This window comes from Paraburkholderia phymatum (genome assembly GCF_040965635.1).
Lineage (GTDB): Bacteria > Pseudomonadota > Gammaproteobacteria > Burkholderiales > Burkholderiaceae > Paraburkholderia > Paraburkholderia phymatum_B.
In genome coordinates this window covers 139166-163892 of the sequence record NZ_JBFRCH010000002.1, presented here as the reverse complement: position 1 = coordinate 163892, position 24727 = coordinate 139166, and the positions used below count along the sequence as shown (strand labels likewise).

23 protein-coding genes are annotated in these 24727 nt (G+C 63.7%); 11 read left to right on the top strand and 12 right to left on the bottom strand.

All coding sequences use genetic code 11. The features are described from left to right. Positions 1 to 7 precede the first annotated feature (7 nt). Complete coding sequence (locus AB4Y32_RS04140) at positions 8 to 688, bottom strand: VOC family protein (protein WP_368720114.1); 681 nt, start codon at positions 686 to 688, stop codon at positions 8 to 10. 402 nt (positions 689 to 1090) lie between these two features. Between AB4Y32_RS04140 and AB4Y32_RS04135 the strand changes: the two genes are divergently transcribed. Together AB4Y32_RS04135 and htpG are read left to right on the top strand one after the other, a co-directional pair. Then, entirely contained in the window at positions 1091 to 2557 is a 1467-nt protein-coding gene (locus AB4Y32_RS04135) for a PLP-dependent aminotransferase family protein (protein ID WP_368720113.1), read from the top strand. Positions 2558 to 2673: 116 nt separating this feature from the next. Next, on the top strand, positions 2674 to 4566 hold the full coding sequence (gene htpG, locus AB4Y32_RS04130; RefSeq protein WP_368720112.1) for a molecular chaperone HtpG: 1893 nt from the start codon (positions 2674 to 2676) through the stop codon (positions 4564 to 4566). A gap of 88 nt (positions 4567 to 4654) precedes the next feature. On the opposite strand, the gene AB4Y32_RS04125 is transcribed toward htpG, so the two are convergent. Beyond that, positions 4655 to 4921, bottom strand: a complete 267-nt coding sequence (locus AB4Y32_RS04125; RefSeq protein ID WP_368720111.1) for a hypothetical protein — start codon at positions 4919 to 4921, stop codon at positions 4655 to 4657. A 184-nt stretch (positions 4922 to 5105) separates the two neighbouring features. Here AB4Y32_RS04125 and AB4Y32_RS04120 point away from each other — a divergent pair, with 184 nt between their 5' ends. The 6 genes from AB4Y32_RS04120 (at position 5106) to AB4Y32_RS04095 (ending at position 10786) form a co-directional block, all read left to right on the top strand. Then, positions 5106 to 5816: a chorismate--pyruvate lyase family protein gene (locus tag AB4Y32_RS04120; RefSeq protein ID WP_368720110.1), complete on the top strand. Its 711-nt coding sequence runs from the start codon at positions 5106 to 5108 to the stop codon at positions 5814 to 5816. Then, positions 5816 to 6289, top strand: a complete 474-nt coding sequence (locus AB4Y32_RS04115) for a DNA-deoxyinosine glycosylase (RefSeq protein WP_368720109.1) — start codon at positions 5816 to 5818, stop codon at positions 6287 to 6289. Before AB4Y32_RS04120 ends, AB4Y32_RS04115 begins: the two co-directional genes overlap by 1 nt. Next, the gene (locus AB4Y32_RS04110) at positions 6286 to 7203 is read left to right on the top strand and encodes a spermidine synthase (protein ID WP_368720108.1); all 918 of its coding nucleotides are present in this window, start codon (positions 6286 to 6288) and stop codon (positions 7201 to 7203) included. Before AB4Y32_RS04115 ends, AB4Y32_RS04110 begins: the two co-directional genes overlap by 4 nt. A gap of 425 nt (positions 7204 to 7628) precedes the next feature. After that, positions 7629 to 7856, top strand: coding sequence for a DUF3311 domain-containing protein (locus tag AB4Y32_RS04105; RefSeq protein WP_368720107.1), 228 nt, complete (start codon positions 7629 to 7631; stop codon positions 7854 to 7856). Continuing rightward, positions 7853 to 9406, top strand: coding sequence for a monocarboxylate uptake permease MctP (gene mctP, locus AB4Y32_RS04100; protein WP_368720106.1), 1554 nt, complete (start codon positions 7853 to 7855; stop codon positions 9404 to 9406). Before AB4Y32_RS04105 ends, mctP begins: the two co-directional genes overlap by 4 nt. Positions 9407 to 9556: 150 nt before the next feature. Next, positions 9557 to 10786 (top strand): FUSC family protein, encoded by a 1230-nt coding sequence (locus tag AB4Y32_RS04095; RefSeq protein WP_368720105.1) that lies wholly within the window; start codon positions 9557 to 9559, stop codon positions 10784 to 10786. Between the two features lie 32 nt (positions 10787 to 10818). On the opposite strand, the gene AB4Y32_RS04090 is transcribed toward AB4Y32_RS04095, so the two are convergent. The 5 genes from AB4Y32_RS04090 to AB4Y32_RS04070 all read right to left on the bottom strand — a co-directional run bounded on the left by AB4Y32_RS04090 (position 10819) and on the right by AB4Y32_RS04070 (position 16168). Continuing rightward, on the bottom strand, positions 10819 to 11253 hold the full coding sequence (locus tag AB4Y32_RS04090; RefSeq protein WP_368720104.1) for a VOC family protein: 435 nt from the start codon (positions 11251 to 11253) through the stop codon (positions 10819 to 10821). Between the two features lie 229 nt (positions 11254 to 11482). After that, positions 11483 to 12436: a transaldolase gene (gene tal / locus AB4Y32_RS04085; protein WP_368720103.1), complete on the bottom strand. Its 954-nt coding sequence runs from the start codon at positions 12434 to 12436 to the stop codon at positions 11483 to 11485. A gap of 303 nt (positions 12437 to 12739) precedes the next feature. Then, positions 12740 to 13948 carry a benzoate/H(+) symporter BenE family transporter gene (locus AB4Y32_RS04080; RefSeq protein WP_368720102.1) on the bottom strand — a complete coding sequence of 403 codons (1209 nt, stop codon included), beginning with the start codon at positions 13946 to 13948 and terminating at the stop codon, positions 12740 to 12742. Positions 13949 to 14111: 163 nt separating this feature from the next. Further along, positions 14112 to 15287, bottom strand: coding sequence for a VWA domain-containing protein (locus AB4Y32_RS04075; RefSeq protein ID WP_368720101.1), 1176 nt, complete (start codon positions 15285 to 15287; stop codon positions 14112 to 14114). 38 nt (positions 15288 to 15325) lie between these two features. After that, entirely contained in the window at positions 15326 to 16168 is an 843-nt protein-coding gene (locus AB4Y32_RS04070) for an AAA family ATPase (protein WP_368720100.1), read from the bottom strand. 507 nt (positions 16169 to 16675) lie between these two features. Here AB4Y32_RS04070 and AB4Y32_RS04065 point away from each other — a divergent pair. Further along, a complete protein-coding gene (locus AB4Y32_RS04065; protein WP_087734498.1) occupies positions 16676 to 17044 on the top strand; it encodes a c-type cytochrome in 369 nt (122 codons plus the stop codon). Between the two features lie 109 nt (positions 17045 to 17153). Next, entirely contained in the window at positions 17154 to 17540 is a 387-nt protein-coding gene (locus tag AB4Y32_RS04060; RefSeq protein WP_087734499.1) for a c-type cytochrome, read from the top strand. A gap of 111 nt (positions 17541 to 17651) precedes the next feature. Here AB4Y32_RS04060 and AB4Y32_RS04055 read toward each other — a convergent pair whose 3' ends face one another. The 3 genes from AB4Y32_RS04055 to rsxB form a co-directional block, all read right to left on the bottom strand. Further along, on the bottom strand, positions 17652 to 18086 hold the full coding sequence (locus AB4Y32_RS04055; RefSeq protein ID WP_368720099.1) for a DUF1841 family protein: 435 nt from the start codon (positions 18084 to 18086) through the stop codon (positions 17652 to 17654). 187 nt (positions 18087 to 18273) lie between these two features. Beyond that, positions 18274 to 18918: an endonuclease III gene (gene nth, locus AB4Y32_RS04050; RefSeq protein WP_368720098.1), complete on the bottom strand. Its 645-nt coding sequence runs from the start codon at positions 18916 to 18918 to the stop codon at positions 18274 to 18276. Between the two features lie 9 nt (positions 18919 to 18927). Continuing rightward, positions 18928 to 19824 carry an electron transport complex subunit RsxB gene (gene rsxB, locus AB4Y32_RS04045; RefSeq protein WP_368720097.1) on the bottom strand — a complete coding sequence of 299 codons (897 nt, stop codon included), beginning with the start codon at positions 19822 to 19824 and terminating at the stop codon, positions 18928 to 18930. Between the two features lie 413 nt (positions 19825 to 20237). Here rsxB and AB4Y32_RS04040 point away from each other — a divergent pair, with 413 nt between their 5' ends. Beyond that, positions 20238 to 20870, top strand: a complete 633-nt coding sequence (locus tag AB4Y32_RS04040; protein WP_368720096.1) for a TetR family transcriptional regulator — start codon at positions 20238 to 20240, stop codon at positions 20868 to 20870. Between the two features lie 95 nt (positions 20871 to 20965). Here AB4Y32_RS04040 and AB4Y32_RS04035 read toward each other — a convergent pair whose 3' ends face one another. Together AB4Y32_RS04035 and AB4Y32_RS04030 are read right to left on the bottom strand one after the other, a co-directional pair. Then, positions 20966 to 22246, bottom strand: a complete 1281-nt coding sequence (locus tag AB4Y32_RS04035; RefSeq protein WP_368720095.1) for a polyhydroxyalkanoate depolymerase — start codon at positions 22244 to 22246, stop codon at positions 20966 to 20968. Positions 22247 to 22477: 231 nt separating this feature from the next. Next, positions 22478 to 24622: a glycoside hydrolase family 15 protein gene (locus tag AB4Y32_RS04030; protein ID WP_368720094.1), complete on the bottom strand. Its 2145-nt coding sequence runs from the start codon at positions 24620 to 24622 to the stop codon at positions 22478 to 22480. Positions 24623 to 24727: the final 105 nt, after the last annotated feature.

The following is a 24727-nucleotide window of genomic DNA, read 5'->3' as shown; positions in this document are numbered from 1 at the left end:
CGTGTGGTTATTTGAGCGTGCGCAGGCTGCTCGGGGTTTCGATTTCGGCGGCGAGCGAGGGCGCGCCGTCCGTGCTTTCGAGCGCGATCAGATTCTCCGCGCCGAGCCACTGCAGTTGCTGCGCGACGAGATCCGCTCGCGGATGCCAGCCCTTCAGCGACTTGAGCAGCAAGCCCGTTTCCGGCAGCACCGTCGACGGATGGCGCGGCGTGTCCCATTGAATCAGCGACGGCACGATGCCATCGCCCGCGCCTTGCCATGCGGGAAATGCGCCGTCGTCGGCGACGGTGAGGCTCCACGTGAAATCGCCGCGTGTCATCGGCACGACGGTCGGAATGCGCTGCGGATACTGCTGTTGCCACAGCGCGAGATTCTTTGGCCGCTCGACGCGCGCGGCCCAGTGCGACAGATACGGACCGTTCGCGAGCCGCGCGTGCGTCGCGGGATCGTCGAGTGCGAACAGGCGTGGCCGCGCATTCGCGGTTTCCTGCGCGTCGGGATCGATCGCGATGACTTCCAGATACGCGCCGCCCCACAGATTGAGCAGCCGGTTGTGCGTACGCATCGACGGATGCGCGCCGCCGCCCGATGGCGCGATGCCGAGCGTATCGGCGACGTATTCCGTGCCTTCGTCGAGCGTGCGGGCGGAAACAACGAGATGATCGAGTCGTAGCGTGTGTTCGGTCATGGCTGCAAGGGGACGGTCGGTCGGCTGGAAGCCGCTACGGCAGCCAACTGTCTGCCAGGTGCCGGGCCACCAGGGTTAATCCGTAAGAATAACCGTTCGGCGCGGCCGGACCATGCGCAGTGCGGCAAGGCCAGTATCGGCGGGCTTTGCGCCGCCGTCGGGTGAATCGGGCAATGGGAAAACAGCAGCAGCGTCGAATCAAATGTACCGGCAGTGACCGGCACAGTAACGGTACAATCGGCTCGATACTGTTCGGTACAGTTGCCGGGTCACATCGCCATCCGTACGACCGTGCATGCCGTTCAGCGGCGGCAGCTTCGTTCGTGCCGCCACGCCGGCCATCGTGCCCGTTTCCTATGCCCTTTCCGACGTTGCCGTTGCAGCGCATAGCTGGAGTCCGCCATGTCCGTCCCGCTCGATCTGATTCCCGCACCTCACGACGCGTCGGCGCTCACGCTCGTCGATCAGCTCGTCCAGTGGGCGCGCCGACGCATCGAAGAGCGCGTGTTCCGTCCCGGCATGCGCATGCCGTCGATCCGCAAGCTCGCGCTCGACAAGGGCGTGTCGCGCTTCACGGTCGTCGAGGCGTACGAGCGGCTCGTCGCGCAGGGCTATCTGGATTCGCGCCGCGGCTCCGGCTTCTACGTGCGCGAGCGTCTTGCGGGGCCCGCGCCCGTCGAGCGCCGTCTTTCGTCCAATGCCGCGCCCGATGCGGCGCCCGCACCCAGCACGATCGACGTCGTCTGGCTGCTGCGCAACATGCTGCACACGTCGACGCGTCCCGAGCGCGGGCCTGGCCTCGGCTATCTGCCGTCGCGCTGGCTCGACGGCGAGCTGATCACGGGCGCGCTGCGCACGCTCGGCCGGCAAAGCGGCGCGCAGATGCTCGGTTTCGGTACGCCGCAAGGCTTCCTGCCGCTGCGCCAGCAATTGCAGACGCGGCTCGAAGAGCTGGAGATCGGTGCGTCGCCGGAACAGATCGTGCTCGTGTCCGGCATCACGCAGGCGATCGACCTGATCGCGCGGCTCTACGTGCAGCCGGGCGATAGCGTGATCGTCGGCGATCCGGCTTGGTTCCAGATGTTCGGGCGCTTCGCGTCGCAGGGCGCGCGCCTCGTCGGCATGCCGTACACGCCGGACGGCCCCGATCTCGACGCGCTGGAGGCGCTCGTGCAGACCTGGCGCCCGAAAATGCTCGTGATCAACTCGGTGCTGCAAAATCCGACGGGCACGTCGCTGACGGCGGCGCAGGCCTTCCGCATTTTGCGGCTCGCGGAGCAGTACGACTTCATCGTCGTCGAGGACGACATCTACGGCGACCTGTGCCCGCCGGGCTTTGCGGCGACGCGTCTAGCGAGCCTCGACCAGCTGCGGCGCGTGATCTATCTCGGCAGCTTTTCGAAGACGCTCGCGGCGAATCTGCGGGTTGGCTTCATGGCGTCGTCGCTGGATGTGGCAAAGGCCGTCACGGATCAGAAAATGCTGGTCGGCATGACGACGCCCGAATTGAACGAGCGCGTTTTGTACAAGATCCTGACGGAAGGGCACTATCGAAGGCACGTCGAGCGGCTGCGCGCGCGGCTCGACGGCGTGCGCGACAAGTCCGTGCGGATGCTCGAAAAAACGGGGCTGCGCATGTTTCAGACACCGGCGGCGGGCATGTTCGTGTGGGCGGATACGGGCGTCGACGCCGATGCGCTTGCGGCCGCCGGCCACGAGGAAGGCTTCTTGCTGACACCGGGAAGCCTCTTCTCGCCGCAGCAGTCGCCGACCACGTGGATGCGCTTCAACGTCGCGAATTGCGGCGATCCGGCGCTGCCGGCGTTTTTGTGCCGCTATCTGGACAGCGTCGCACGCCGCGCTTCATGAAGCCTCTTGAATCGGCGGCGCGCGACCCCATCTGAGTGCGCAACGTCCGTGTCGCGCGACGCCGGCACGGGCAACGTCTGCTTCGAATCAACCTGCAACAGAAAGGGAAAACGACCATGGCACAAGAAACCATGAGCTTCCAGGCAGAAGTGAAACAGCTTCTGCACTTGATGATTCACTCGCTGTACAGCAACAAGGAAATCTTCCTGCGCGAATTGATCTCGAACGCATCGGACGCGGCGGACAAGCTGCGCTTCGAAGCGATCGCGAACAACGCGCTGTATGAGAGCGATCCGAACCTGCGCATCCGCGTGTCGTTCGACAAGGCGGCGCGCACCGTCAGCATCGACGACAACGGCATCGGCATGAGCCGCGACGAAACGATCTCGCACCTCGGCACGATCGCGCGCTCGGGCACGAAGGAGTTCTTCGGCAAGCTGTCGGGCGACCAGCAGAAGGATGCGGCGCTGATCGGCCAGTTCGGCGTGGGTTTCTACTCCGGCTTCATCGTTGCGGACAAGATCACGGTGGAGACGCGCCGCGCCGGCCTGCCGGCCTCGGAAGGCGTGCGCTGGGTGAGCTCGGGCGAGGGCGATTTCTCGGTCGAAGCGGTCGAGCGCGCGCAACGCGGCACGACGATCACGCTGCATCTGCGCGCCGACGAAGACGAACTGCTGTCCACGTGGAAGCTGAAGTCGATCATCCAGAAGTACTCGGATCATGTCGCGCTGCCCATCCTGATGCAGAAGGAGGAGTGGGACGCCGAGAAGAGCGAGATGGTCGCGAAAGACGAGGACGAGACCGTCAACCAGGCGAGCGCGCTGTGGACGCGCGCGAAGAACGACATCAGCGACGAGCAGTACAAGCAGTTCTATCAACACCTGTCGCACGATCACCAGGACCCGCTGACGTGGACGCATAACCGCGTCGAAGGCCGCAGCGAGTACACGCAGCTGCTGTATGTGCCAGCGCATGCGCCGTTCGATCTGTGGAACCGCGATCATCGCGGCGGCCTGAAGCTGTACGTGAAGCGCGTCTTCATCATGGACGACGCCGAGCAACTGCTGCCCTCGTATCTGCGCTTCGTGAAGGGCGTCGTCGATTCGAGCGATTTGCCGCTGAACGTGTCGCGCGAACTGCTGCAGGAAAGCCGCGACGTGAAGGCGATTCGCGAAGGCGTGACCAAGCGCGCGTTGTCGATGCTCGAAGAGCTGGCCAATTCGGAAGAAGCCGCCGGCAAGGAACAGTACGCGACGTTCTGGAAGGAATTCGGCCAGGTGCTGAAGGAAGGCATCGGCGAGGACTTCTCGAACAAGGAGCGCATCGCGAAGCTCGCGCGCTTTGCGTCGACGCATAACGACTCGTCCGAGCAGAACGTGTCGCTGACGGACTACGTCGCGCGCATGAAGCCCGAGCAGACGAAGATCTACTACGTGACGGCGGATACCTATCAGGCCGCGAAGAACAGCCCGCATCTCGAAGTGTTCCGCAAGAAGGGTGTCGAAGTGCTGCTGCTGACGGAGCGCGTCGACGAATGGATGCTGTCGTTCCTCCAGGAGTTCGACGGCAAGCCGCTGCAAAGCGTCGCGCGCGGCGACCTCGATCTCGGCCAGCTGAACGACGAAGAAAAGCAGGCGCAGGAGAAGGTCGGCGAAGAGCTGAAGCCGCTCGTCGAGCGCATGAAAGAGACGCTCAAGGACAAGGCGAAGGACGTGCGTCTGACGTTCCGCCTGACCGATTCGCCGTCGTGCCTCGTCGCCGACGAAGGCGAGATGAGCGGCTACCTGCAGCGCATGCTGAAGGCCGCGGGTCAGAACGCGCCGGAGTTCCATCCGATTCTCGAAGTGAATCCGGAACATGCGCTCGTGAAGAACCTCACCGCCGACAACGCGAATTTCGACGACTGGTGCCATCTGCTGTTCGATCAGGCGTTGCTGGCCGAAGGCGGTTCGCTCGAAGACCCGGCGAGCTTCGTGAAGCGCACGAATGCGCTGTTGCTGGCGCGCTGATGCGCGCGGCTCGATAAAGGGCGAAAAGGGGAAATGCGCTGCTTCGGCAGCGCATTTTTTTGTACCGCGTTCGTGTGGCGATGGACTGTTAGCGCTGTGGCGATCCGCCATTGAGCTTGCGCACCTGAGCGAGCACCGACCCCGCGAGTTCTTTCGATTCGGCGCAGGCATGCGCGTCGCCGAGCACATGCGCGGCGACCTTGCCGATGGCCGCGCTCGTGTGTTTTGCCGTGTGATGCTGCGCGAGGGCGGAGGCGGCGAGTTCCTTTTCGATCTTCGATGCGGCGGAACGCTTGAGAACGATCGCGGCGAGATGCGCGACGCGGTCCGACGTGGTTTTGTCCTGAGCGGTCAATTGAAGCTCCCTGGGTTGTGGATAAAGGGCCGGGCAAGTGCGCGGCGCTCGGCGTTTATCTTCGGCGTTCGGCGGGTGCTTGAAGTGGTGAACGGTCCGAACCGCGTCGCGGAACGGTCGGTGAATTCATGCGGACATGGCGTCTTGAAGGCCCGCTTTTTCTGGCCACCCTATAATGCGGCCCATGTCTATTCGTTTCGATGCTGCCGACGCCCATTGGCGCGTCGCGCCCCTTCCAGGTTTTTCGACCGATCAAAAAGACTGGCTCACGCGCGGTGGTTCGCTGACCGCGCATTTGCGCACGCTCGGCGCGGTGGCCGTGCGCGTGACGCGCGAAGCCGTCGATCTGCCCTATGAAGACGAGTACGCCGCGCTCGGCATCGCGCCGCGCACGCCCGTGTGGGTGCGCGAAGTGGCGTTATCGGTGGACGGCACGCCGTTTGTCGCCGCGCACAGCATCGTGCCGCTCACGGCGAGCATGGGGGTCTGGCAGGCGATGCGGCGTCTGCGCACGCGGCCGCTCGCGGAGCTGCTGTATAGCGACAGCAGCGTATCGCGCTCATCACTGGTGAGCCGGCGCGTGACGGCGAGGCATCCGCTGCATCGACTCGCGTCGAAAGAAACGGGCGACGCGCGTGCGCATGCGCTCGTCGCGCGGCGCTCGGTGTTCGAGCGCTATGGCGCGCCGCTGATGGTCACCGAATGCATGCTTCCTGCGCTGTGGGCGAATCTTCTGATGCGTGTCGACGGGCGCGCGCTCGGGCAGATCGCACAGCCCGTGCCGCGCGATCATGGCCAGGCGCTGGATCACACGGCGTCGCGCGCCGACGCCAACGCAAAACGCGTCGACAAGCGCATCGACAAGGGCTTCGACAAGCGCGAAGAGGCACGCTGATGCTGCGCGGCTTTCCTCCCGTCGTCGCCGAGAGCACGCATACGCTGATACTCGGCAGCTTTCCCGGTGAGGCGTCGCTCGCGGCGACGCAGTACTACGCGAATCCGCGCAATCAGTTCTGGCGCTTGCTTGGCGCGGTGATCGGCGAACCGCTGACCGGGCTCGATTACCCCACGCGTCTCGAGCACGTGTTGAAGCATGGCGTCGGCGTGTGGGACGTGCTTGCCGCGTGCACGCGCGAGGGCAGTCTCGATGCGGCGATCCGCAACGCGACGCCGAACGACTTCGCATCGCTGCGCGAGTACGCGCCGAAGCTCGCGAAAGTCTGCTTCAACGGCAAGACGGCGGGCCGCTTTGCGACCGTGATCGCCGCGGTCGGCTACGAAACCCTCGTGCTGCCGTCGTCGAGTCCCGCGAATGCTATGCTCTCGTTCGACCAAAAATTGCGCCTGTGGCGCGACATCCTTACATGACGAAACTGATCAAGCGCGCTTCGGCCGAGGCGCGTGCTTTCCGCAACAAAGAATCCGCAGTCTCGAAGCAAAGAATCTCGCGCGCGAAAACGCGTGCCGCGCGTGACGAAGACGACTTCGCCGATGTCGCGAAGGCATCGATGATCGAAGCGCCGCGCAAGCCGCGTTTTGCGCCCGTCACGTTCTCGGAAGAGGGCGGCGTGCGCTATCTGCACTTCGGCACGGAATGGGTGCAGGGTGCGATGCGTCTGTCGAAGCCGGATCACATCGAACTCGAATACGCACAGCAGATGATGGCCTGGCTGCTGTTCCTCGAAACGCCGAAGCGCATCGTGCAGCTCGGCCTCGGCACCGGCTCGCTGACGAAGTTCGCGCACCGCTTCCTGAAGCGCGCGCAGGTCGAAGCCGTCGAACTGAATCCCGCTGTCGTGATCGCGGCGCGCACGATGTTCGGCCTGCCCGCCGACGACGCGCGTCTCAGCGTGCGCGAGACGGACGCATGGGAGTTCGTCAACGACCGCGCGAATCACGGCACGGTCGGCGCATTGCAGATCGATCTGTACGATGCGACGGCGCGCGGTCCCGTGCTCGACAGCGTCGCGTTCTATCGCGCCGCGCGCGCGTGCCTCGCGCAAGCGGGTGTGGCCACCATCAACCTGTTCGGCGACCATCCGAGCTTCGTGCGCAACATGAAGCGGCTGAACGAAGCCTTCGACGGACGCGTCGTCGCGTTGCCGGAAGTGCACGACGGCAATCGCATCGCGATCGCGTTCTCGGGGCCCGCTATCGACGTGCCGTACACGCAGTTGCAGGCGCGCGCGAAGCTGCTCGAAGCGCAGCTCGCGTTGCCGGCGCGCAAGTGGGTCAAGGGCTTGCAGGAGTCGACGGGGCAGAACGGCACGTTCGCGGTCTGACGCGCTCCGGCATTCGAACGCGAAAGGGAACGCAACAAGGAACGCAAGAAGCGACGCCATAACGAACGGCGTAGGCCCCGCGCTGGTGCAACGCCAGCGCGCGCAACCGCCGTGCCATCGACGGCACGGCGAAATCAAAGCGGCTATGCAATGCGGCTTTGGCCCAAACCCGCTCGAATCCTCGGGGCATGATGCAGCCCGTCCAACGAAGGGGCAAAAGTCTCCGCTTTAGTCTCCCGTCCCACACTCCCGACGATTCTCCTATTGACAACACCGTTGCGTTTAGGGTCAGCCCTGCTTGACCGGTCGTTCGCCACTCCGATACTCTTTCGATGCTTTCGGGGAGCCTGGGCTGTTATCCGCAGCCGGGTCCATCTGCCCGTCAAACACGGGCCACAATTCAATAAAAGGAAAGAGGAGACGTCATGGCTCACGACGCCGCCGCCAACAAGGCCAGCAAGCACTGGCTCTGGCTGTTGCTGCTGCCCTGGATCGCGATGATCTGGGTGCCGTCATACAACAAGGTCGAACCGCAACTGTTCGACTTCCCGTTCTTCTACTGGTATCAGCTGCTGTGGGTGCTGATCAGCGCCGTGATCACCGCGCTGGTGTACTTCAAGACGAAGACCCGCTCGAAGGGAGATGCACGATGAATGCAATCGCAACCTTCGTCTTCGTTCTGTTCTTCATTGGCGTGACGATTCTCGGCTTCGTTGCGGCCCACTGGCGGCGCGGCGATCTCGCGCATCTGGAAGAGTGGGGCCTCGGCGGCCGGCGCTTCGGCACGATCGTCACGTGGTTCCTGCTGGGCGGCGACCTTTACACCGCCTACACGTTCATCGCCGTGCCGGCGCTCGTGTTCGGCGCGGGCGCGACGGGTTTCTTCGCGCTGCCCTATACGATCCTGATCTATCCGTTCGCGTTCGTCGTGTTCCCGAAGCTGTGGAGCATCGCGAAGCGTCATGGCTATGTCACGTCGGCCGACTTCGTCAACGCACGCTACGGCAGCCGCATGCTCGCGCTCGTCGTCGCCGTGACGGGCATCGTCGCGACGATGCCGTACATCGCGCTGCAACTGGTCGGCATCGAAGTGGTGATCGGCGCGCTCGGCTTCGACACGACGGGCTTCGTCGGCGATCTGCCGCTGATCATCGCCTTCGCGATCCTCGCGGCCTACACGTACACGTCGGGCCTGCGCGCGCCGGCGATGATCGCCGTCGTCAAGGACGTGCTGATCTACATCACGATCGGCGCCGCGATCATCGTGATTCCGCCGCAACTCGGCGGCTTCGGCCACATCTTCGGCGCGGTGCCGCCCGCCAAGCTGCTGCTGAAGGCGCCGGACGTGGCGAGCCTCAACGGCTATAGCGCATACGCGACACTGGCCGTGGGATCGGCGCTCGCGCTGTTCCTGTATCCGCATTCGGTGACGGCGATTCTGTCGTCGTCGTCGGGCAATACGATCCGCCGCAACATGGCGATGCTGCCTGCGTACTCGCTCGTGCTCGGCCTGCTCGCGCTGCTCGGCTTCATGGCGCTCGCAGCGGGCGTGAAGGACATGCCGGAGTTCGCGCCATACTTCAAGGCCTTCGGTCCGAACTTCGCGGTGCCGGCGCTGTTCCTGCACTTCTTCCCGTCGTGGTTCGTCGGCGTCGCGTTCGCGGCGATCGGCATCGGCGCGCTGGTGCCCGCCGCGATCATGTCGATTGCGGCGGCGAACCTGTACACGCGCAACATCCACAAGGAGTTCGTCAACCGCAACATGACGCACGAGCAGGAAACGAACATCGCGAAGCTGGTGTCGCTGATCGTGAAGGTGGGCGCCGTCGCGTTCATTCTCGGCCTGCCGCTGACGTACGCGATCCAGTTGCAACTGCTCGGCGGCATCTGGATCATCCAGACGCTGCCCGCGATCGTGCTCGGCCTCTATACGCGTGTACTCGACTATCGCGGCCTGCTGCTCGGCTGGGCGGCGGGCATTGCCGTCGGCACGTGGATGGCGATCTCGCTGAAGCTCGCGGGCTCGATCTACACGATTCACATCGGCGGTCTGGCGATTCCGGGTTACGCGGCTGTCTGGTCGCTGGTCGTCAACCTCGTGGTGTCGATCGTCGTCAGCATTGCCGTGCGCGCAGCGGGCATGAAGCACGCTGAAGACCGCACGCGTCCGGAAGATTATCTGGACCACCCGGTCGAAAGCTGATCGCGCCGTTTTCGCGGTCCGCATCACACGAAGCCCGCAGCCGATGCTGCGGGCTTTTTCGTTGGCGCGGCGCGGCCTGGCGGTCTCCTGCCGACGCCGCTCACATCGTTTATGCTCATCCGGTGGCTTCGACCCAACGTGAGATAACCGATGGCTTTCGCCGACCCGCATTCGAATCCGTCACGCAAGCGCAGCGACAAGCCGCCCGTCTCGAACGACGCCGTCACCGCGCGCCTCGCGCCGCGCCGCACGCGCATCGGACGGATCGCGCACGCGATCACGTCTCCGTACTATCGTTATCGGCACGCGAAGTTCTTTCATAGCCTGCGCGTCGGACTTGCGATGATCGTGTCGATTCTCGCGACGACGGGCATCGACATTCCGCATGGCATCTGGGCGTCGGTGACGCTGCTGGTGGTGATCGGCGGACTGCAGCATCACGGCAATATCCGCAAGAAGGCGGCGGAGCGCGCGGCGGGCACGCTGCTCGGCGCGGCGCTCGGGCTTGCGCTGATCCTTCAGCAGAACCTGTTCGATTCGCTACCGCTCACCTATGTGCTGATGTCCGTGATTGCTGCCGTCTGCGCGTGGTTCGCGATCGGCACGGCCGGTTACGTCGCGCTGCTGACGGCGATCACGATGTGCATCGTCGCGGGCCACGGCGACAACATGATCGACACGGGCCTGTGGCGCACGCTGAACGTGCTGATCGGCATCGTGATCGCGCTCGCGTTTTCGTTCGCGCTGCCGCTGCACGCGACTTATTCGTGGCGCTACCTGCTCGCCGACAATCTGCGCGAGTGTGCGCGCCTCTACACGCGGCTGATGACGGGCGTGCCCATCGGCGGCGACGATCAGGTGGCCGCGTTCATCCGCATGGGCAAGCGGCTCGTGCAACTGCGCTCGCTGATGCCGTCGGTTGCAAAGGAAATCGATTTGCCGATCGCGCGGCTCGACGATATCCAGCGTCTGCATCGCTCGATGCTGAGCGCGCTGGAGATGCTGTCGACGGGCACGCTCGCGCAGGCGGAAATACGCGAAGCGTTTGCGCACGAGTGCGGCGAGGAGACGAACGCGGTGCGCATGACGCTGCTTGCGAGCGCGCGTGCGTTGCGCTTCGCGGGCGCGACGCAGTTCGGGATGCCCGAGGAGGTTTCGGCGGAGACGCTGGCTTGCCCGCCTGCCGATGCGACGCTACAAAGCGCCGAAACGATGACGAGCGTGCAGGCTTCGCACAAAGAAATGGCCCCTGAATTGCAGGGGCCATATTGGCTTGCGCAGCGCTTCGCGGAACAGGTCGAGCGCATGCGCGCGTTGCTGGCTGCTGCCGAGCCGAACTGGAATATCGAAGGCGAAGATCGCGAGCACGCCGCGCGTTGATCCGCTTACCGGCTCGATATTCGGCGTTGGGGTTAGCTCGGGTGCTTGTCGCCTTCGTGCGGGTTCGTGACCATCCACATTACGCCGAACTTGTCGATGGCCATCCCGAAGCCGCTGCTCCAGAACGTCGCCTGCCACGGCATCACGACGTTGCCGCCTTCCGAAATCGCCTTGAACGTCTTTTCGCCTTGCGACGGATCGTCGACGGTGATTGACAGGCTGTAGCCCGAGTGCGTAACGGGCGTTTCGTCGCAATTGCCATCCGATGCCATCAGTTCCGTCGAACCGATCTTGATCGTCGAGTGCATGATCTTTTCTTCCGTGCCCGGGCGGATCGGCTGCTCGGGGCTGGGCGGCGCATCCTTGAAACGCATCTGGAACAGCACCTGCGCGCCGAGCTTCTCGCCGTAGAACTTCAGCGCTTCTTCACAGCGGCCATTGAAAAACAGATAGGGTTGGACTTGCATCGATGTCTCCACTCAGTTGACATGTCGTTCCATGCGAACGCGCAGCGGCGCATTCGTGTCAACGATTGTAGTCGTCGTGGGAGCGTCGGATGTGAAACTGTGTCGACGCAAGCAACGCGCGTAGCGCGCTGACGGCGTGAGAGCAACTCGCAAGAAAGCCGGCGCAGAAAGCAAAGCGCGCAGCCTTCCGGGCCGCGCGCTTTTGCGCAGGGAAGAAATACGGAGCCGATCAGCGCAGCGCGTCGATCGCCTTTTCGAGCTTGATCGCGTCCGCTGCGAACACGCGGATGCCTTCCGAGAGCTTTTCGGTCGCCATCGCATCTTCGTTGACGAGGAAGCGGAACGACGGCTCGTCCGTCGGCACGCGCGCGATCTCGGCGTTCTTGCTGGCTTCCGGCGACAGCTTGCGCTCGAGCTTGTCGGTGCTGTCGTGCAGCTTTTGCAGCAGATCGGGGCTGATCGTCAGCAGATCGCAGCCCGCCAGTTCGGTGATCTGGCTCGTCGTGCGGAAGCTCGCGCCCATCACTTCCGTCGGGTAGCCGAACTTCTTGTAGTACGCATAGATGCGGCGCACCGACTGCACGCCCGGATCGTTCGCGCCGCCGTCGCGCGCTTCGTCCCAGTTGCTGCCGGCGCTCTTCTTGTACCAGTCGTAGATGCGGCCGACGAACGGTGAGATCAGCTGCGCGCCCGCTTCCGCGCACGCGACGGCTTGCGGCAGCGAGAAGAGCAGCGTCATGTTGCACTTGACGCCTTCCTTCTGTAGCACCTCGGCCGCGCGGATGCCTTCCCACGTGGACGCGAGCTTGATCAGCACGCGCTCGCGGCCGATGCCTTGCGCCTCGTACAGCTTGATGAGTTCGTGCGCCTTGTCGATCGATGCTTTCGTGTCGAACGACAGGCGTGCGTCGACTTCCGTCGATACGCGGCCCGGGACGATCTTCAGGATTTCGGTGCCGAAGGCGATCAACAGGTGGTCGATGATTGCGCTGACGGGCTTCGACGCGTGGTCGCGTACCGTCTTTTCGAGCAGCGGCTTGTATTCGTCCTTCTGCACGGCCTTCAGGACCAGCGACGGATTCGTCGTCGCGTCCTGCGGCTTGTATTGCGCGAGTTGCTGGAAGTCGCCGGTATCCGCGACGACCTTGGTGTATTGCTTGAGTTGATCGAGTGCAGTAGTCATGTCGAGCCTTCGCTTCGCGGCGCACGCGCGCCATGGTCCAGGGAAATGATGACGCCGCGCGAGGCCGCCGTCAGCACGCAAACGGCCACGCATGAGCGCGTCATCGGCAGTGTCCACGTTGCAAGCCGGAAATGTTACCGTGGAACGCCGCCTGATACTTCTATTCTATGGCGGATTGAGTGATGCTGGTTTGACAGGTACGCTCCTCCGTCCGTTCGCGCCATGCCACCAGGCCCTTTCCGCCTTTGGAGTGCCTGTGCCTGACTACGCGGCCTTTCGTGCCCGCGCATCGGACGTGCGCTGTCATGCGCGCCGCGCGTTCAGCACGAATTGCGTGAGCAGGCCCGCGACGAGCCCCCAGAACGCCGAACCGATCGACAGCAGCGTGAGCCCCGAGGCCGTCACCATGAACGTGACGAGCGCGGCTTCACGTTGCCTTGCGTCGTGCATCGCGTTCGTGAGCCCGCTCATGATCGAGCCGAACAGCGCAAGCGCCGCGACCGACACCACGAGCGCCTTCGGCAGCGAGCCGAAGAGGGCTGCAATCGTCGCACCGAAGATCCCCGCGATCAGATAGAACAGGCCGCACCAGACGGCGGCCATATAGCGCTTCGAGCGATCTTCGTGCGCTTCGCTGCCCGTGCAGATCGCGGCCGTGATCGCGGCGAGATTCACGCCGTGCGAGCCGAACGGCGCGAGCAGCAGCGACGCGACGCCCGTCGTCGCGATCAGCGGCGCGGACGGCGTCTGGTAGCCATCGGCGCGCAGCACGGCGATGCCGGGCACGTTCTGCGAAGCCATCGCCAGGACGAAGAGCGGAATACCGATGCTGACGACGGCCGACAGCGAGAACGCGGGCACGGTCAGCACGGGCACGGCGAACGCCACGCGGAAAGCGCTGAAGTCGAGCAGACCGAGCGCGCCTGCAACGGCCGTGCCGACCACGAGCGTCGCGGGGATCGCATAGCGCGGCGCAAAACGCTTGACCGCGAGGTAGGTGAAGAACATCGCGAGCACGAGCGCGGTCTGGAATTGCGCGGCGCGAAAAATCTCGATGCCGATCTCGAACAGGATGCCCGCCAGCAGTGCCGCCGCGATGCCCGCCGGAATCTTTTTCATCAACGTATCGAACCAGCCCGTGAGGCTCACGAGCGTCAGCAGCAGTGCGCAGACAATGAATGCGCCGATCGCTTCGGGATACGCGACGTGCGGCAGCGACGACACGAGCAGCGCCGCACCCGGCGTCGACCACGCGATCACGATGGGCGCGCGAAAGCGCAGCGACAGTCCGATCGTGCACAGCGCCATGCCCATCGACAGCGCCCAGATCCACGACGAAATCTGCGCATCCGTCAGATGCGCGGCGCGGCCTGCCTGGAACATCAGCACGAGCGAACTCGTGTAGCCCGTCATCATCGCGACGAAGCCGGCGACCAGCGCCGACAGCGACGTGTCGGTGAACGGCTTGAGCGGTGCGCGCGCGGAGAAATCGGGGGAAGAAGGGGTGGTCATCCTGCGTGTCTCTTATCGTGCGTTATGGTGGTGCGTTATAAGTGGTGCATTGATGGGGGCGTTGTTGCGGCGCCGCCGCCGCGCGGCGTGGCAACGACGAGCGAACGGGCGCGGTGCGTCCGCCGGCATGGCCCCGCGCCCGGGCGTCGAAGATCGGTGGAGCTTACTTGCTCAGCACACGCATTGCGGTTTCGAGCCCGGCGAGCGTGAGCGGGTACATCCGGTGGCCGAGCACTTCGCGGATCACCGAAACCGATTGCCGATATTCCCACAAGCCTTCGGGCTCGGGATTGAGCCACGCGTGATGGGGGAAATGATCGGCGATCCGGCGCAGCCACACGGCGCCCGCTTCTGCGTTGTTGTACTCGACCGAGCCGCCCGGCTGCAGCACTTCGTACGGGCTCATCGTCGCGTCGCCGACGAAGATCAGCTTGTAGTCGGGTGTGAACTTGTGCAGCATGTCCCACGTCGCGAGCCGCTCAACGTGCCGGCGGCGGTTGTTCTTCCACAGGAAGTCGTAGACGCAGTTGTGGAAGTAGTAGAACTCGAGGTGCTTGAACTCGGCCTTCGCGGCCGAGAACAGTTCTTCCGTGCGCTTGATGTGATCGTCCATCGACCCGCCGACGTCGAGCAGCATCAACACCTTCACGTTGTTGTGCCGCTCGGGGACCATCTTCAGGTCGAGCCAGCCGGCGTTCGCGGCCGTGCTGCGGATCGTGTCGGGCAAGTCGAGCTCTTCGGCGGCGCCTTCGCGCGCGAAGCGCCGCAGGCGGCGCAGCGCGACCTTGATGTTACGCGTGCCGATCTCGACCTGATCGTCGTAATCGCGGTACGCGCGCTGGTCCCACACCTTGACGGCCGTCCGGTTGCCCGACGACTCGCCGCCGATCCGAATGCCTTCCGGGTTGTAGCCGCCGTTGCCGAACGGCGACGTGCCGCCCGTGCCGATCCATTTGCTGCCGCCTTCGTGACGGCCTTTCTGTTCGTCGAACAGTTCCTTCAGGCGCTCCATCAGCTTGTCGAGGCCGCCCATCTTTTCGATCTGCGTCTTTTCTTCGGCGCTCAGTTCGCGTTGCAGCTTCTTCTTCAGCCAGTCGAGAGGAACGTCTAACGCCAGATCGGACTTCTGCGCGACGCCGTTGAAGTACGCGCCGAACGCCTGATCGAACTTGTCGAAGTACTGCTCGTCCTTCACGAGCGTCATGCGCGCGAGGTAGTAGAACTCGTCCAGCGACGGCTGGATCACGCTTTCCTTCAGCGCTTCGAGCAGCGTCAGGTACTCCTTCACGGAGACGGGCAGCTTCGCGGCGCGCAGCGTGTAGAAAAAGTCGATCAGCATGCCGTCGTCTCCGGGGCTTTCCGCGTGGATGCCTGCTATCAGCGGTTGTTGCGGTTCATGAACACGAGCCGCTCGAAGAGGCTCACATCCTGCTCGTTCTTCAGCAGTGCGCCGTGCAGCGGCGGCACGATCTGCTTCTGGTCCTGCGAGCGCAGCGCTTCGGGCGGAATGTCTTCTGCGAGCAGCAGCTTCAGCCAGTCGAGCAGTTCGGAGGTGGACGGTTTCTTCTTAAGGCCCGATACGTTGCGCAGCTCGAAGAAGCTTTCCATCGCGGCGCGCAGCAGGTCCTGCTTGATGCCGGGATAGTGGACTTCGACGATCTGCTGCATCGTCGCGGGATCAGGGAATTTGATGTAGTGGAAGAAGCAGCGGCGCAGAAATGCGTCGGGCAGCTCCTTCTCGTTGTTCGACGTGATGATGACGAGCGGACGGTGCTTCGCCTTCACGAGCTCGCGCGTCTCGTACACGTAGAACTCCATGCGGTCGAGCTCGCGCAACAGGTCGTTCGGAAACTCGATGTCGGCCTTGTCGATTTCGTCGATCAGCAACACCGCCTGCTGCTCCGACTCGAACGCTTGCCACAGCACGCCCTTGACGATGTAGTTGCCGATGTCCTTCACGCGCTCGTCGCCGAGCTGCGAATCGCGCAGACGCGAGACCGCGTCGTATTCGTACAGGCCCTGTTGCGCCTTCGTCGTGGACTTGATGTGCCACTGCAGAAGCGGCATGTCGAGGGCCGCCGCGACTTCCTCCGCGAGCATGGTCTTGCCCGTGCCCGGCTCGCCCTTGATGAGCAGCGGGCGCTTGAGCGTCATCGCGGCATTGACCGCGAGCTTGAGATCGTCGGTGGCGACGTATTGCGATGAGCCTTCGAAACGCATGACTGGACGCCCGTTCGGGAAAAATTCCAGTATAAGTCAGAAGCCCTGTTGAGCTGAATCGCGCTCCCGTATGGTGTCAGCCGCGTCGCACGGCGCGCGGAACGCGTGCCCGGACGCTCGGGCGATGTGGCGTAGGGTGTCGTGTGCGGTGTCATGTAGTTCGGCGCAATGCCCGAAAAAGCGGCAGATCTGTGATCGAGGGCGCAGGCGGATTCGCGCTTGAACCTGTCCGCGCAGCCTACGCGGGCCGCCCATTCGGCCTGCGGCAATGTGCCGCGCCCGGGCCTGCTTCAAATGCGGTAAAGCGCCTGAGGCGTGCGTTGCGCGCCGTTCGCTGCGGTGCTTTCGCGGCAAAGGGCGCGGGCTCCCGTCCGGTGGACGCCCGGCGCGGCGTCGCGGTACAATTGGGCCGATTTTTTTGGCCTGCGTGGCAACCCGACAAGTAAAACGGCGCAGGCCGTTGCCTTTTCGGGCGCCCGTTTCCCCTCAAGCCAGGTTAGAAGAGCTATGAACAAATTCGTCGGCAAACATGTCGTGATCGCAGCGATGTCGGTGCTCGCGGGCTTAGCGTCAACTGTGCAGGCAGCGGATATCGTCGGCAATGCCAAGGCGGGTCAGGGCAAGGTCGCAATGTGTATCGGCTGTCACGGTATTCCTGACTATCGTACGGCGTACCCCGAGGTGTACCGGGTGCCGATGCTGGGCGGCCAGAATCAGACCTACCTCGAAAACGCGCTGCACGCGTACAAGAAGGGCGATCGCCATTTCGAAACGATGCACGCAGTCGCGACGTCGCTGTCGGATCAGGACATCGCCGACATCGCCGCGTACTACGCGTCGCAGACTTCCTCTTCGAAGAACAATCCCGACAAGTGATCGTCGTCCCGATCAAGGCGGCTCATCGGCTCGTCAAATTCGCGGATCGCAATCAGATTGCAAGGGACGGAAGCAAGCGCCAAAGCGCCCCGTCGACACAGGAGAATTCATGAAGAAGCACCCCCACGCACTTCATACGGTGGTCAAGGCGGCATGCGCGACGCTCGCGCTGGCCGGTTTCGTCGTCGCTTCGAATGCTGCGCACGCGGCGGATGCCGGCAACGGCAAGGTGCTCGCGGAGAGCCACAACTGCGCAGCCTGCCACGGCCCGAACCTGAACAAGCCGGTGAGCCCCGAATATCCGAAGCTCGCGGGCCAGCATGCCGACTACATCTACTGGGCGCTGCGCCAGTATCAGATGGGCAACGGCAATCCGCATCTCGGCCGCAACAACGCGATCATGCAGGCGCAGGTGCAAAGCCTGTCGCAGAACGACATGAAGGATCTCGCGGCCTACATCGAATCGCTGAATGGCGATCTCGTGCAGAAGAAGTAATCGGCACGCCATCTGCTGACGGTTCAAGACAAACACCCCGCATGCGCGGGGTGTTTGTTTTGGTGCGACGGACGTCGCGCGCGACGGATGCGACGTGTGCGCGTCAGTCGTTCAATCGCGCGACGCGCGACGCTCGATACGCTGCAGATAGGCGTCCGTATCGGGCGGCGTGCTGGTGCGCTGCGCTTCCCAGATCGTTTCGCCGAGGCATTCCATGATCGCGTGCTGCGCGTCGTGCGTCGAGCCGAGGCGCGCGGCAAGGCGGTCGTGCGCGGCGCGGATGCCGGGCGGCTGATCGATCGACAACTGCTCGCTGATGGCGAGATGCATCGACAGATGCAGGAACGGATTGGTCTGTCCGCGCTCGGGCGAATAGTCCTGTGCCGATGCGGCGTCGGGGTCGGCGAGATCGGCGTGATATTCGGGGTGTTCGACGATCCAGTCGGCGGCGATTGCTTCGAGCGGCGTCAGGATTTCACCCGCGCGCTGCTTGCGCCAGGTGTCGGTGAAAAAACGGCGGACTTCGTCGCGGCTGGGATTGAACATCGATGGGACTTCGGGCGGTAAGAGCGAGTGGAGCCGGATGTGGCGCGGCACGTTGCAGGCCGTAGACGACGGACCGCGCACGCGAACCCATATTTTACGCCGCGACCGTGCTGCACGCTGGCGGGCGGCTCGGGGAGGCGGGGCGAGGCGGTTGCAGCGAAATACGCTCGCGCCGAAATGCGAAAGCTCAAAGATCGGGCGGCGGCGTCTTCTGCTTGAACTCGCACAGCGGCTCGATCACGCAGTGCCAGCATTCCGGCCGGCGTGCCTTGCACACATAGCGCCCGTGCAGAATCAGCCAATGATGCGCGTCGTGCCTGAACTCGGCGGGCGTGAACTTTTCCAGCGCCAGTTCGACGGCGCGCACGTCCTTGCCGGGCGCAAGCCCCGTTCGATTGGCAACCCGAAAGATGTGCGTATCGACGGCGATCGTCGCATGGCCGAAGGCCGTGTTCAGAATGACGTTCGCCGTCTTGCGGCCGACGCCCGGCAGACTCTCCAGCGCTCCGCGGTCCTCCGGCACTTCGCCGCCGTACTGATCGAGCAGCATGCGGCACGTCGCGATCACGTTCTTCGCTTTCGTGCGGTACAGGCCGATCGTCTTGATGTAATCGGCGACACCTTCCTCGCCGAGGTCGAGCACCTTCTGCGGCGTATTCGCGACGGGAAACATCCGGCGCATCGCCTTGTTCACCGATACGTCCGTTGCTTGCGCGGACAACATCACGGCAATCAGCAACTCGAATGGCGTCGAGTATTCGAGTTCCGTCGTCGGATGAGGATTCAGGCTCTGAAGCGTCTCGTAGATCGCGCGTCGTTTGTTCGCATTCATTCGGCGAGGTCAGGGCTTTTTAGGTTGATCGCTGTCTGGCTTGGATACTGATTTGGAGTTGTCCTGCGCAATGCCAAGCCGACGACGACGCGCTTCAGCCTCATCGATCTGCGCCTGTGTTTCAGCGCTCACATTCGTCGTGTTCTGCGGCCCCAGGCCTTGCGCTGCGTTTTCTTCCTTTTTCTTTCGCGCGCGTTCGAGCGCGGCCTGGATGATCGCGCGTTTTTTCGCTTCGGCGTCGTCCGCGGGGGCGCGTGCGGGTGTTGGCGCGGCGGCGTCTTCCGTCGTTGCCGCTGGCGCTTCTGTTGGGCGCGAGCCAACGGTCGGCGCTGGCGATTCGGCAGTAGCCGCTGCACTCGACGCGCGCCGTGCCGCAGCGCGCGCTTCAGCCGCGTCGCGTTCGGCGGCGAGGCGCGCCTGGCGACGGTCGTGGCGCGCGCGGGCAGCGTCGGCCTGGTGCTGCGTCCATGCGTCCCAGCCCGTCTTGTCGCCCGTGACGGGGATCATCGCGATGCAATCGACGGGGCAGGGCAGCACGCACAGGTCGCAGCCCGTGCACAGTTCGGCGACTATCGTGTGCATCTGCTTCGGCGCGCCGACGATGGCATCGACGGGACACGCCTGCATGCACAGCGTGCAGCCGATGCACAGGTTCTCGTCGATGAACGCGACAGGGCGCGCTCGCTCGACCCCGTTCTCGGGATTGATGGGGATCACCGGCTTGCCGAGCAATGCGGCAAGCCGCGCGACGCCTTCGGCGCCGCCTGGCGGGCACTGATTGTAGTTCGCTTTGCCGTCCGCGATCGCTTCGGCGTAAGCGCGGCAGTCCGGATAGCTGCACTTCGTGCACTGCGTCTGCGGCAGCAGATCTTCGATTCGATCTGCGAGTGTTTGGGAATGTGTCACGATCAAGACGTGGGGACTTCGTGGGGCTTGCTGTCGCCGATTGCTCGCATTGCTCTCACGCACATGCGCCGATGGGTGCGACTTCAACGGTGCAGACGCATCCAGCTCAGAAACGCGCGCTCGAATTCAGACAATGCGTGAGCATATATCGTGCGCAAACCGCGTCAATGTTCTCAATGGTGTTCTCAATAATGAGAGCGTCGAGGCGAGTGCAATCGGCAATCGGTCAAAAGCACATTATCGCCGATTTCCCCAGTTGTTATTACTGAAGCATGTGCCATAATCAAAACGCTTTTTAGTATGACCGCAGGAGGGTGTTTCCACCAACCAGCCCGCGCAGTGCCGCCGTTGCAAGGCCATGCGAGAGGACGGCGGGCGATCCGGATAACGCGGCTCACAAAGCACATGCCACCATGAATCAGCCGAAAATCAAAAGAGATCCTGAAGGCACCCGTCGCCGCATTCTGCTCGCGGCGGCCGAAGAGTTTGCGAATGGTGGGTTGTTCGGCGCGCGCGTCGATCAGATTGCCCGCCGCGCGGAGACCAATGAACGCATGCTCTATTACTACTTCGGTAGCAAGGAGCAGCTATTCACGGCAGTCCTCGAGCACGCATTCAGCGCGCTCACGGAAGCAGAGCGCACATTGGACCTCGCAGGCATTGCGCCTGTCGAAGCCGTGACGCGTCTCGCGCATTTCGTGTGGGACTACTATCGCGATCATCCCGAACTGCTGCGACTCGTGAACAACGAGAATCTGCACGAGGCGCGTTATATGCAGAAGTCCACGCGCATCCGTGAAATGATCTCGCCGATCGTCGCCACGCTAGGCTCGATTCTTGAACGCGGACAGCGCGCGGGGCTCTTTCGCACCAACGTCGATCCGCTGCGCTTTTACGTGACGCTATCGGGCATGGGCTATTACATCGTGTCGAACCGCTTCACGCTCGAAGCGACGCTCGGCCGCGACTTCAGTGCCGCCGGCGAGCGCAGCGAAGTCATGCAGATGAATACCGAGATCCTGCTCGCGTATCTGATGCGGCGTTAAAGCTCCTTCTCAACGAAAAAACGGCCTCGCGAGAGGCCGTTTTGCTATCTGCCTGCATCCTGCCAGTCGGCAGAATGCAGGCGAACCGTCGCGTGTCAGGCTTCGATGCGCTCTTCCGTCTTGCGCATGCTCCTCGCGCTGTGCTCGAGGATGAAGTCGCGCAGCTGCGGATAGATGATCGTGCGCCAGCGGCGACCCGAGAAAATGCCATAGTGTCCGCACTTTTCCGCCGTGAAGTGGCGGCGGTTCTTCTCGGGAATGCCTGTGCACAGATCGTGCGCGGCGCGCGTCTGGCCGTCGCCGGAGATGTCGTCGAGCTCTCCTTCGATCGTGAAGAGAGCCGTCTTCCTGATGTCCTGCGGACGCACGGGTTCCCCGTCCACGACCCATGTGCCCTCGGCAAGACGGAATTCCTGGAACACGACCCTGATCGTCTGCAGATAGTACTCGGCGGCCATATCGAGCACCGCGTTGTATTCGTCATAAAAAGTGCGGTGTGCTTCGGCATCTTCTTCGTCGCCGCGCAGAAGGCTCTGATAGAAGTCCCAATGCGACGCCGCATGACGTTCCGGATTCATCGCGACAAAGCCGGTGTGCTGCAAAAAGCCAGGGTACACCTTGCGGCCGAAGCCCGGATAGTTCGAAGGCACGTTATAGATCACGTTGTTCTCGAACCATTCGTACGAATGTTGGGTCGCGAGCGAATTGACGGACGTGGGGCTCTTGCGAGCATCAATCGGGCCACCCATCATTGTCATCGTGCGCGGCGTGTCTTCGCCGCGGCTCGCCATCAGCGAGATGGCGGCAAGCACGGGCACCGTCGGCTGGCACACGGAGATCACATGCAGGTTCTTCGCGCCGATGTAGCGGATGAATTCCTGGATATACGCGATGTAATCGTCCAGATTGAACGAGCCGTCTTCGAGCGGCACCATGCGCGCGTCGATCCAGTCCGTGATGTACACCTTGTGGTCCTGCAGCAACGTGCGCACGGTGTCGCGCAGCAGCGTCGAATGGTGGCCCGACAGCGGCGCGCACACCAGCACGACGGGCTCTTCCTTCAGTTGCGTGACGGCGTCGCTGTCGTCGGAATAGCGCTTGAAGCGCAGCAGGCGGCAGAAGGGCTTTTCGACGATCGTCTGTTCGACGATGGGAATGTTGCGGCCGTCCTTGACGATCTGATGCAGGTTGAACTCGGGCTTTTCGTAATCCTTGCCGAGACGGTACAGCAACTCGTAGCCAGCGGACAGGCGGGTCGCGCCTGGCACATAGGCGAACGGACTGGCCGGATTCGCAAACGATTTCGAAGCAGCCTGAGCCCAGGCGGTAAGCGGGCTCAGGAGCGCCCGCTGGAATTCGTGAAATTGATAGAGCATGGGGGCTCCGGCATTAAGCGGTTCGCGCACGGCAGCGTGTTTTGAAGCGCGGCGACGAGGCGGGCCGTTTTTGGTTACGTGTGGAATTTGTTAGTGGTGAATGGCGACGATTATCGGCCGTCTACTTCGCTCGATGATATAGAAGGCATACGATTTGTGCAATGCAACAACAGTTCGTTGGCGCACGAACCTGATGTCATATCCACGTCATCGTCAAAGCGTGTGTTTTCTTTAGACGACTGGTGACGATTCAGTACCAGCATCTGGCATGCCAGCCGGCGGTTCCCGGCCTTGTCCGTCGTGGGGCGGCTGGCCCGCCGCGCTTGCCATGCCTTGCTCGTGCTTCATCAGGTTCAGCCCGGTATGAACGAGGGCCACATGGGAAAACCCCTGTGGAAAATTACCGACAAGCCGCGCGGATACGGGATCGTATTCCTCCGCGAGCAGCCCGACATCGTTGGCCAGCGCGAGCAGCCGCTCGTACATCTCGCGCGCTTGCTCGACGCGCCCCTGCAGCGCCAGGTTGTCGACCATCCAGAAGCTGCACGCGAGAAACGTCCCCTCGCCGGGCGGCAGGCCGTCGTCGACTTCCGTCGTGCGGTAGCGCAGCACGAAGCCGTCGTGCAGCAGATGCTTTTCGATCGCGTCGACAGTGCGCGCGACGCGCGGGTCCGACGGCGGCAGAAAGCCGAGCAGCGGCATCAGCAGCACGCTCGCGTCGAGTTCGTCGCCGCCGTAGGTCTGCGTGAACGCGTTGAGCTTCGGGTTCCAGCTTTTCGCGCAGACATCCGCGTGAATGTGCGCGCGCATCTCGCGCCAGTGCTCGAGCGGCGCGGGCAGGTCGAACGCTTCCGCCGATTTGACCGCGCGGTCGAACGCGACCCACGCCATCACCTTCGAGAACGTGAATTGCCGACGGCCGCCGCGCGTTTCCCAGATGCCCTCGTCGGGCTCTTCCCAGATCGTTTCGAGGTGCTTGAGCATCGCGCACTGCACGTTCCACGCCGTCTCGTCGGCCTGCAAGCCGCCGACACGCGCCAGATGCAGCGCGTTCATCACTTCGCCATACACGTCGAGCTGCAACTGGCCGACGGCGTTGTTGCCGACGCGCACGGGCTTCGAGCCCTCATATCCCGGCAGCCAGTCGAGTTCGAACTCCGGCAGGCGGCGTTCGCCTCCAAGGCCGTACATGATCTGCAACTGCTCCGGCGAGCCCGCCATCACGCGGCCGAGCCACGAGCGCCATGCGCGCGCTTCGTCGTAGTAGCCGCCGCGCATCATCGCGAGCAGCGTGATGGTCGCGTCGCGCAGCCAGCAGTAGCGGTAGTCCCAGTTGCGCGAGCCGCCCATCCGCTCGGGCAGCGACGTCGTGGGCGCGGCGACGATGCCGCCCGTCGGCTCGTACGCGAGCGCCTTCAGCGTAAGCAGCGAGCGGCGGATCGCGGACGCGTATTTGCCTTCGACGGTGCCGCGCGCGGACCATTCGAGCCAGTAGTTCTCGGTGCGGGCGAGCGCCGTGTGCGGATCGCGCGCGGGCGGAACGCGCAGATGCGACGCCGAATACGTGAGCGAGAACGGCACGCGCTCGCCTTCGGAGACCGTGAACTCGGCGACCGTCTTCATGTTCTCGCCGCGCAGATCGACGGGCGTGCGCAGCGCGACGGTGTCAGGGCCGGCGATCGCCTTGATGCCGTTGTCGTGCGTGAGGCGGCTGACCCATGGAATCGAAAAGCCGTAGTCGAAGCGCAGCACCAGCTCCATGCGCATCTTCACGGTGCCGCGCTTGCCGACGACGATGCGGATCATCTCCGACCAGCCGTTGCCGGGCGGCATGAAGTCGATCAGCGTGACGGCGCCTTCCGGCGTCTCGAAGTCGGTTTCGAGAATCAGCGTTTCGCCGCGATAGCGGCGGCGCGTCGAGCGCACGTAGCCGGGCTGGCGCGGCGTGCTGTCGTCGCCCTTCTGCTCGTCGTGTGTGCTCCGCGCCGCTGCGTTCGTGCGAGCTGCCGCTGCCTTCGCGCGAGCTTTGCCGCTTTCGCTTCCCGCTGCTTGCGCGGAAGGCTTTCCGGCTTGTCTCGGGACGGGCTTTTCGTTCGGCGTCTGCTCTGCGTTCGCGTCCCGTTTCGCGCAGTCCGATTTTTCTTCATGCCGTTGCGCGGCAACATGCGTGTGGTCGTGGGCGGCATCGGCGGCATCCGTGTCCGCCGCCGGCGCGATCAGCCAGCGGCCGTTGTCCTCGGTGCCGAGCAGGGCGGCGAAGCAGGCGCCGGAATCGAAACGCGGCCAGCAAAGCCAGTCGACGGAGCCATCGCGGGAAACGAGCGCGGCCGTGTGGCCGTCGCCGATGAGTGCATAGTCTTCGATACGTGCGGGCATGATAAAACGGTCTATAGCGGTCGGTCAGCGTGTAATAAATACGCCCGCGCACAGCCTGAGACGGTGCGCGAGCGTCGTTGTTACCTGACTCGCGCGATGCGTTTT

Bases quoted from the DNA above. Each gene is read 5' to 3' on its own strand.
- AB4Y32_RS04040 (WP_368720096.1), top strand. From the start codon at position 20,238: ATGAATCAGCCGAAAATCAAAAGAGATCCTGAAGGCACCCGTCGCCGC.
- AB4Y32_RS04105 (WP_368720107.1), top strand. From the start codon at position 7,629: ATGGCTCACGACGCCGCCGCCAACAAGGCCAGCAAGCACTGGCTCTGG.
- AB4Y32_RS04060 (WP_087734499.1), top strand. From the start codon at position 17,154: ATGAAGAAGCACCCCCACGCACTTCATACGGTGGTCAAGGCGGCATGC.
- tal (WP_368720103.1), bottom strand. From the start codon at position 12,436: ATGACTACTGCACTCGATCAACTCAAGCAATACACCAAGGTCGTCGCG.
- AB4Y32_RS04075 (WP_368720101.1), bottom strand. From the start codon at position 15,287: ATGCTGATCGACTTTTTCTACACGCTGCGCGCCGCGAAGCTGCCCGTC.
- AB4Y32_RS04120 (WP_368720110.1), top strand. From the start codon at position 5,106: ATGTCTATTCGTTTCGATGCTGCCGACGCCCATTGGCGCGTCGCGCCC.
- nth (WP_368720098.1), bottom strand. From the start codon at position 18,918: ATGAATGCGAACAAACGACGCGCGATCTACGAGACGCTTCAGAGCCTG.
- AB4Y32_RS04035 (WP_368720095.1), bottom strand. From the start codon at position 22,246: ATGCTCTATCAATTTCACGAATTCCAGCGGGCGCTCCTGAGCCCGCTT.
- AB4Y32_RS04030 (WP_368720094.1), bottom strand. From the start codon at position 24,622: ATGCCCGCACGTATCGAAGACTATGCACTCATCGGCGACGGCCACACG.
- htpG (WP_368720112.1), top strand. From the start codon at position 2,674: ATGGCACAAGAAACCATGAGCTTCCAGGCAGAAGTGAAACAGCTTCTG.
- AB4Y32_RS04110 (WP_368720108.1), top strand. From the start codon at position 6,286: ATGACGAAACTGATCAAGCGCGCTTCGGCCGAGGCGCGTGCTTTCCGC.
- mctP (WP_368720106.1), top strand. From the start codon at position 7,853: ATGAATGCAATCGCAACCTTCGTCTTCGTTCTGTTCTTCATTGGCGTG.
- AB4Y32_RS04095 (WP_368720105.1), top strand. From the start codon at position 9,557: ATGGCTTTCGCCGACCCGCATTCGAATCCGTCACGCAAGCGCAGCGAC.
- AB4Y32_RS04070 (WP_368720100.1), bottom strand. From the start codon at position 16,168: ATGCGTTTCGAAGGCTCATCGCAATACGTCGCCACCGACGATCTCAAG.
- AB4Y32_RS04055 (WP_368720099.1), bottom strand. From the start codon at position 18,086: ATGTTCAATCCCAGCCGCGACGAAGTCCGCCGTTTTTTCACCGACACC.
- AB4Y32_RS04080 (WP_368720102.1), bottom strand. From the start codon at position 13,948: ATGACCACCCCTTCTTCCCCCGATTTCTCCGCGCGCGCACCGCTCAAG.
- AB4Y32_RS04115 (WP_368720109.1), top strand. From the start codon at position 5,816: ATGCTGCGCGGCTTTCCTCCCGTCGTCGCCGAGAGCACGCATACGCTG.
- AB4Y32_RS04065 (WP_087734498.1), top strand. From the start codon at position 16,676: ATGAACAAATTCGTCGGCAAACATGTCGTGATCGCAGCGATGTCGGTG.
- AB4Y32_RS04135 (WP_368720113.1), top strand. From the start codon at position 1,091: ATGTCCGTCCCGCTCGATCTGATTCCCGCACCTCACGACGCGTCGGCG.
- AB4Y32_RS04090 (WP_368720104.1), bottom strand. From the start codon at position 11,253: ATGCAAGTCCAACCCTATCTGTTTTTCAATGGCCGCTGTGAAGAAGCG.
- AB4Y32_RS04140 (WP_368720114.1), bottom strand. From the start codon at position 688: ATGACCGAACACACGCTACGACTCGATCATCTCGTTGTTTCCGCCCGC.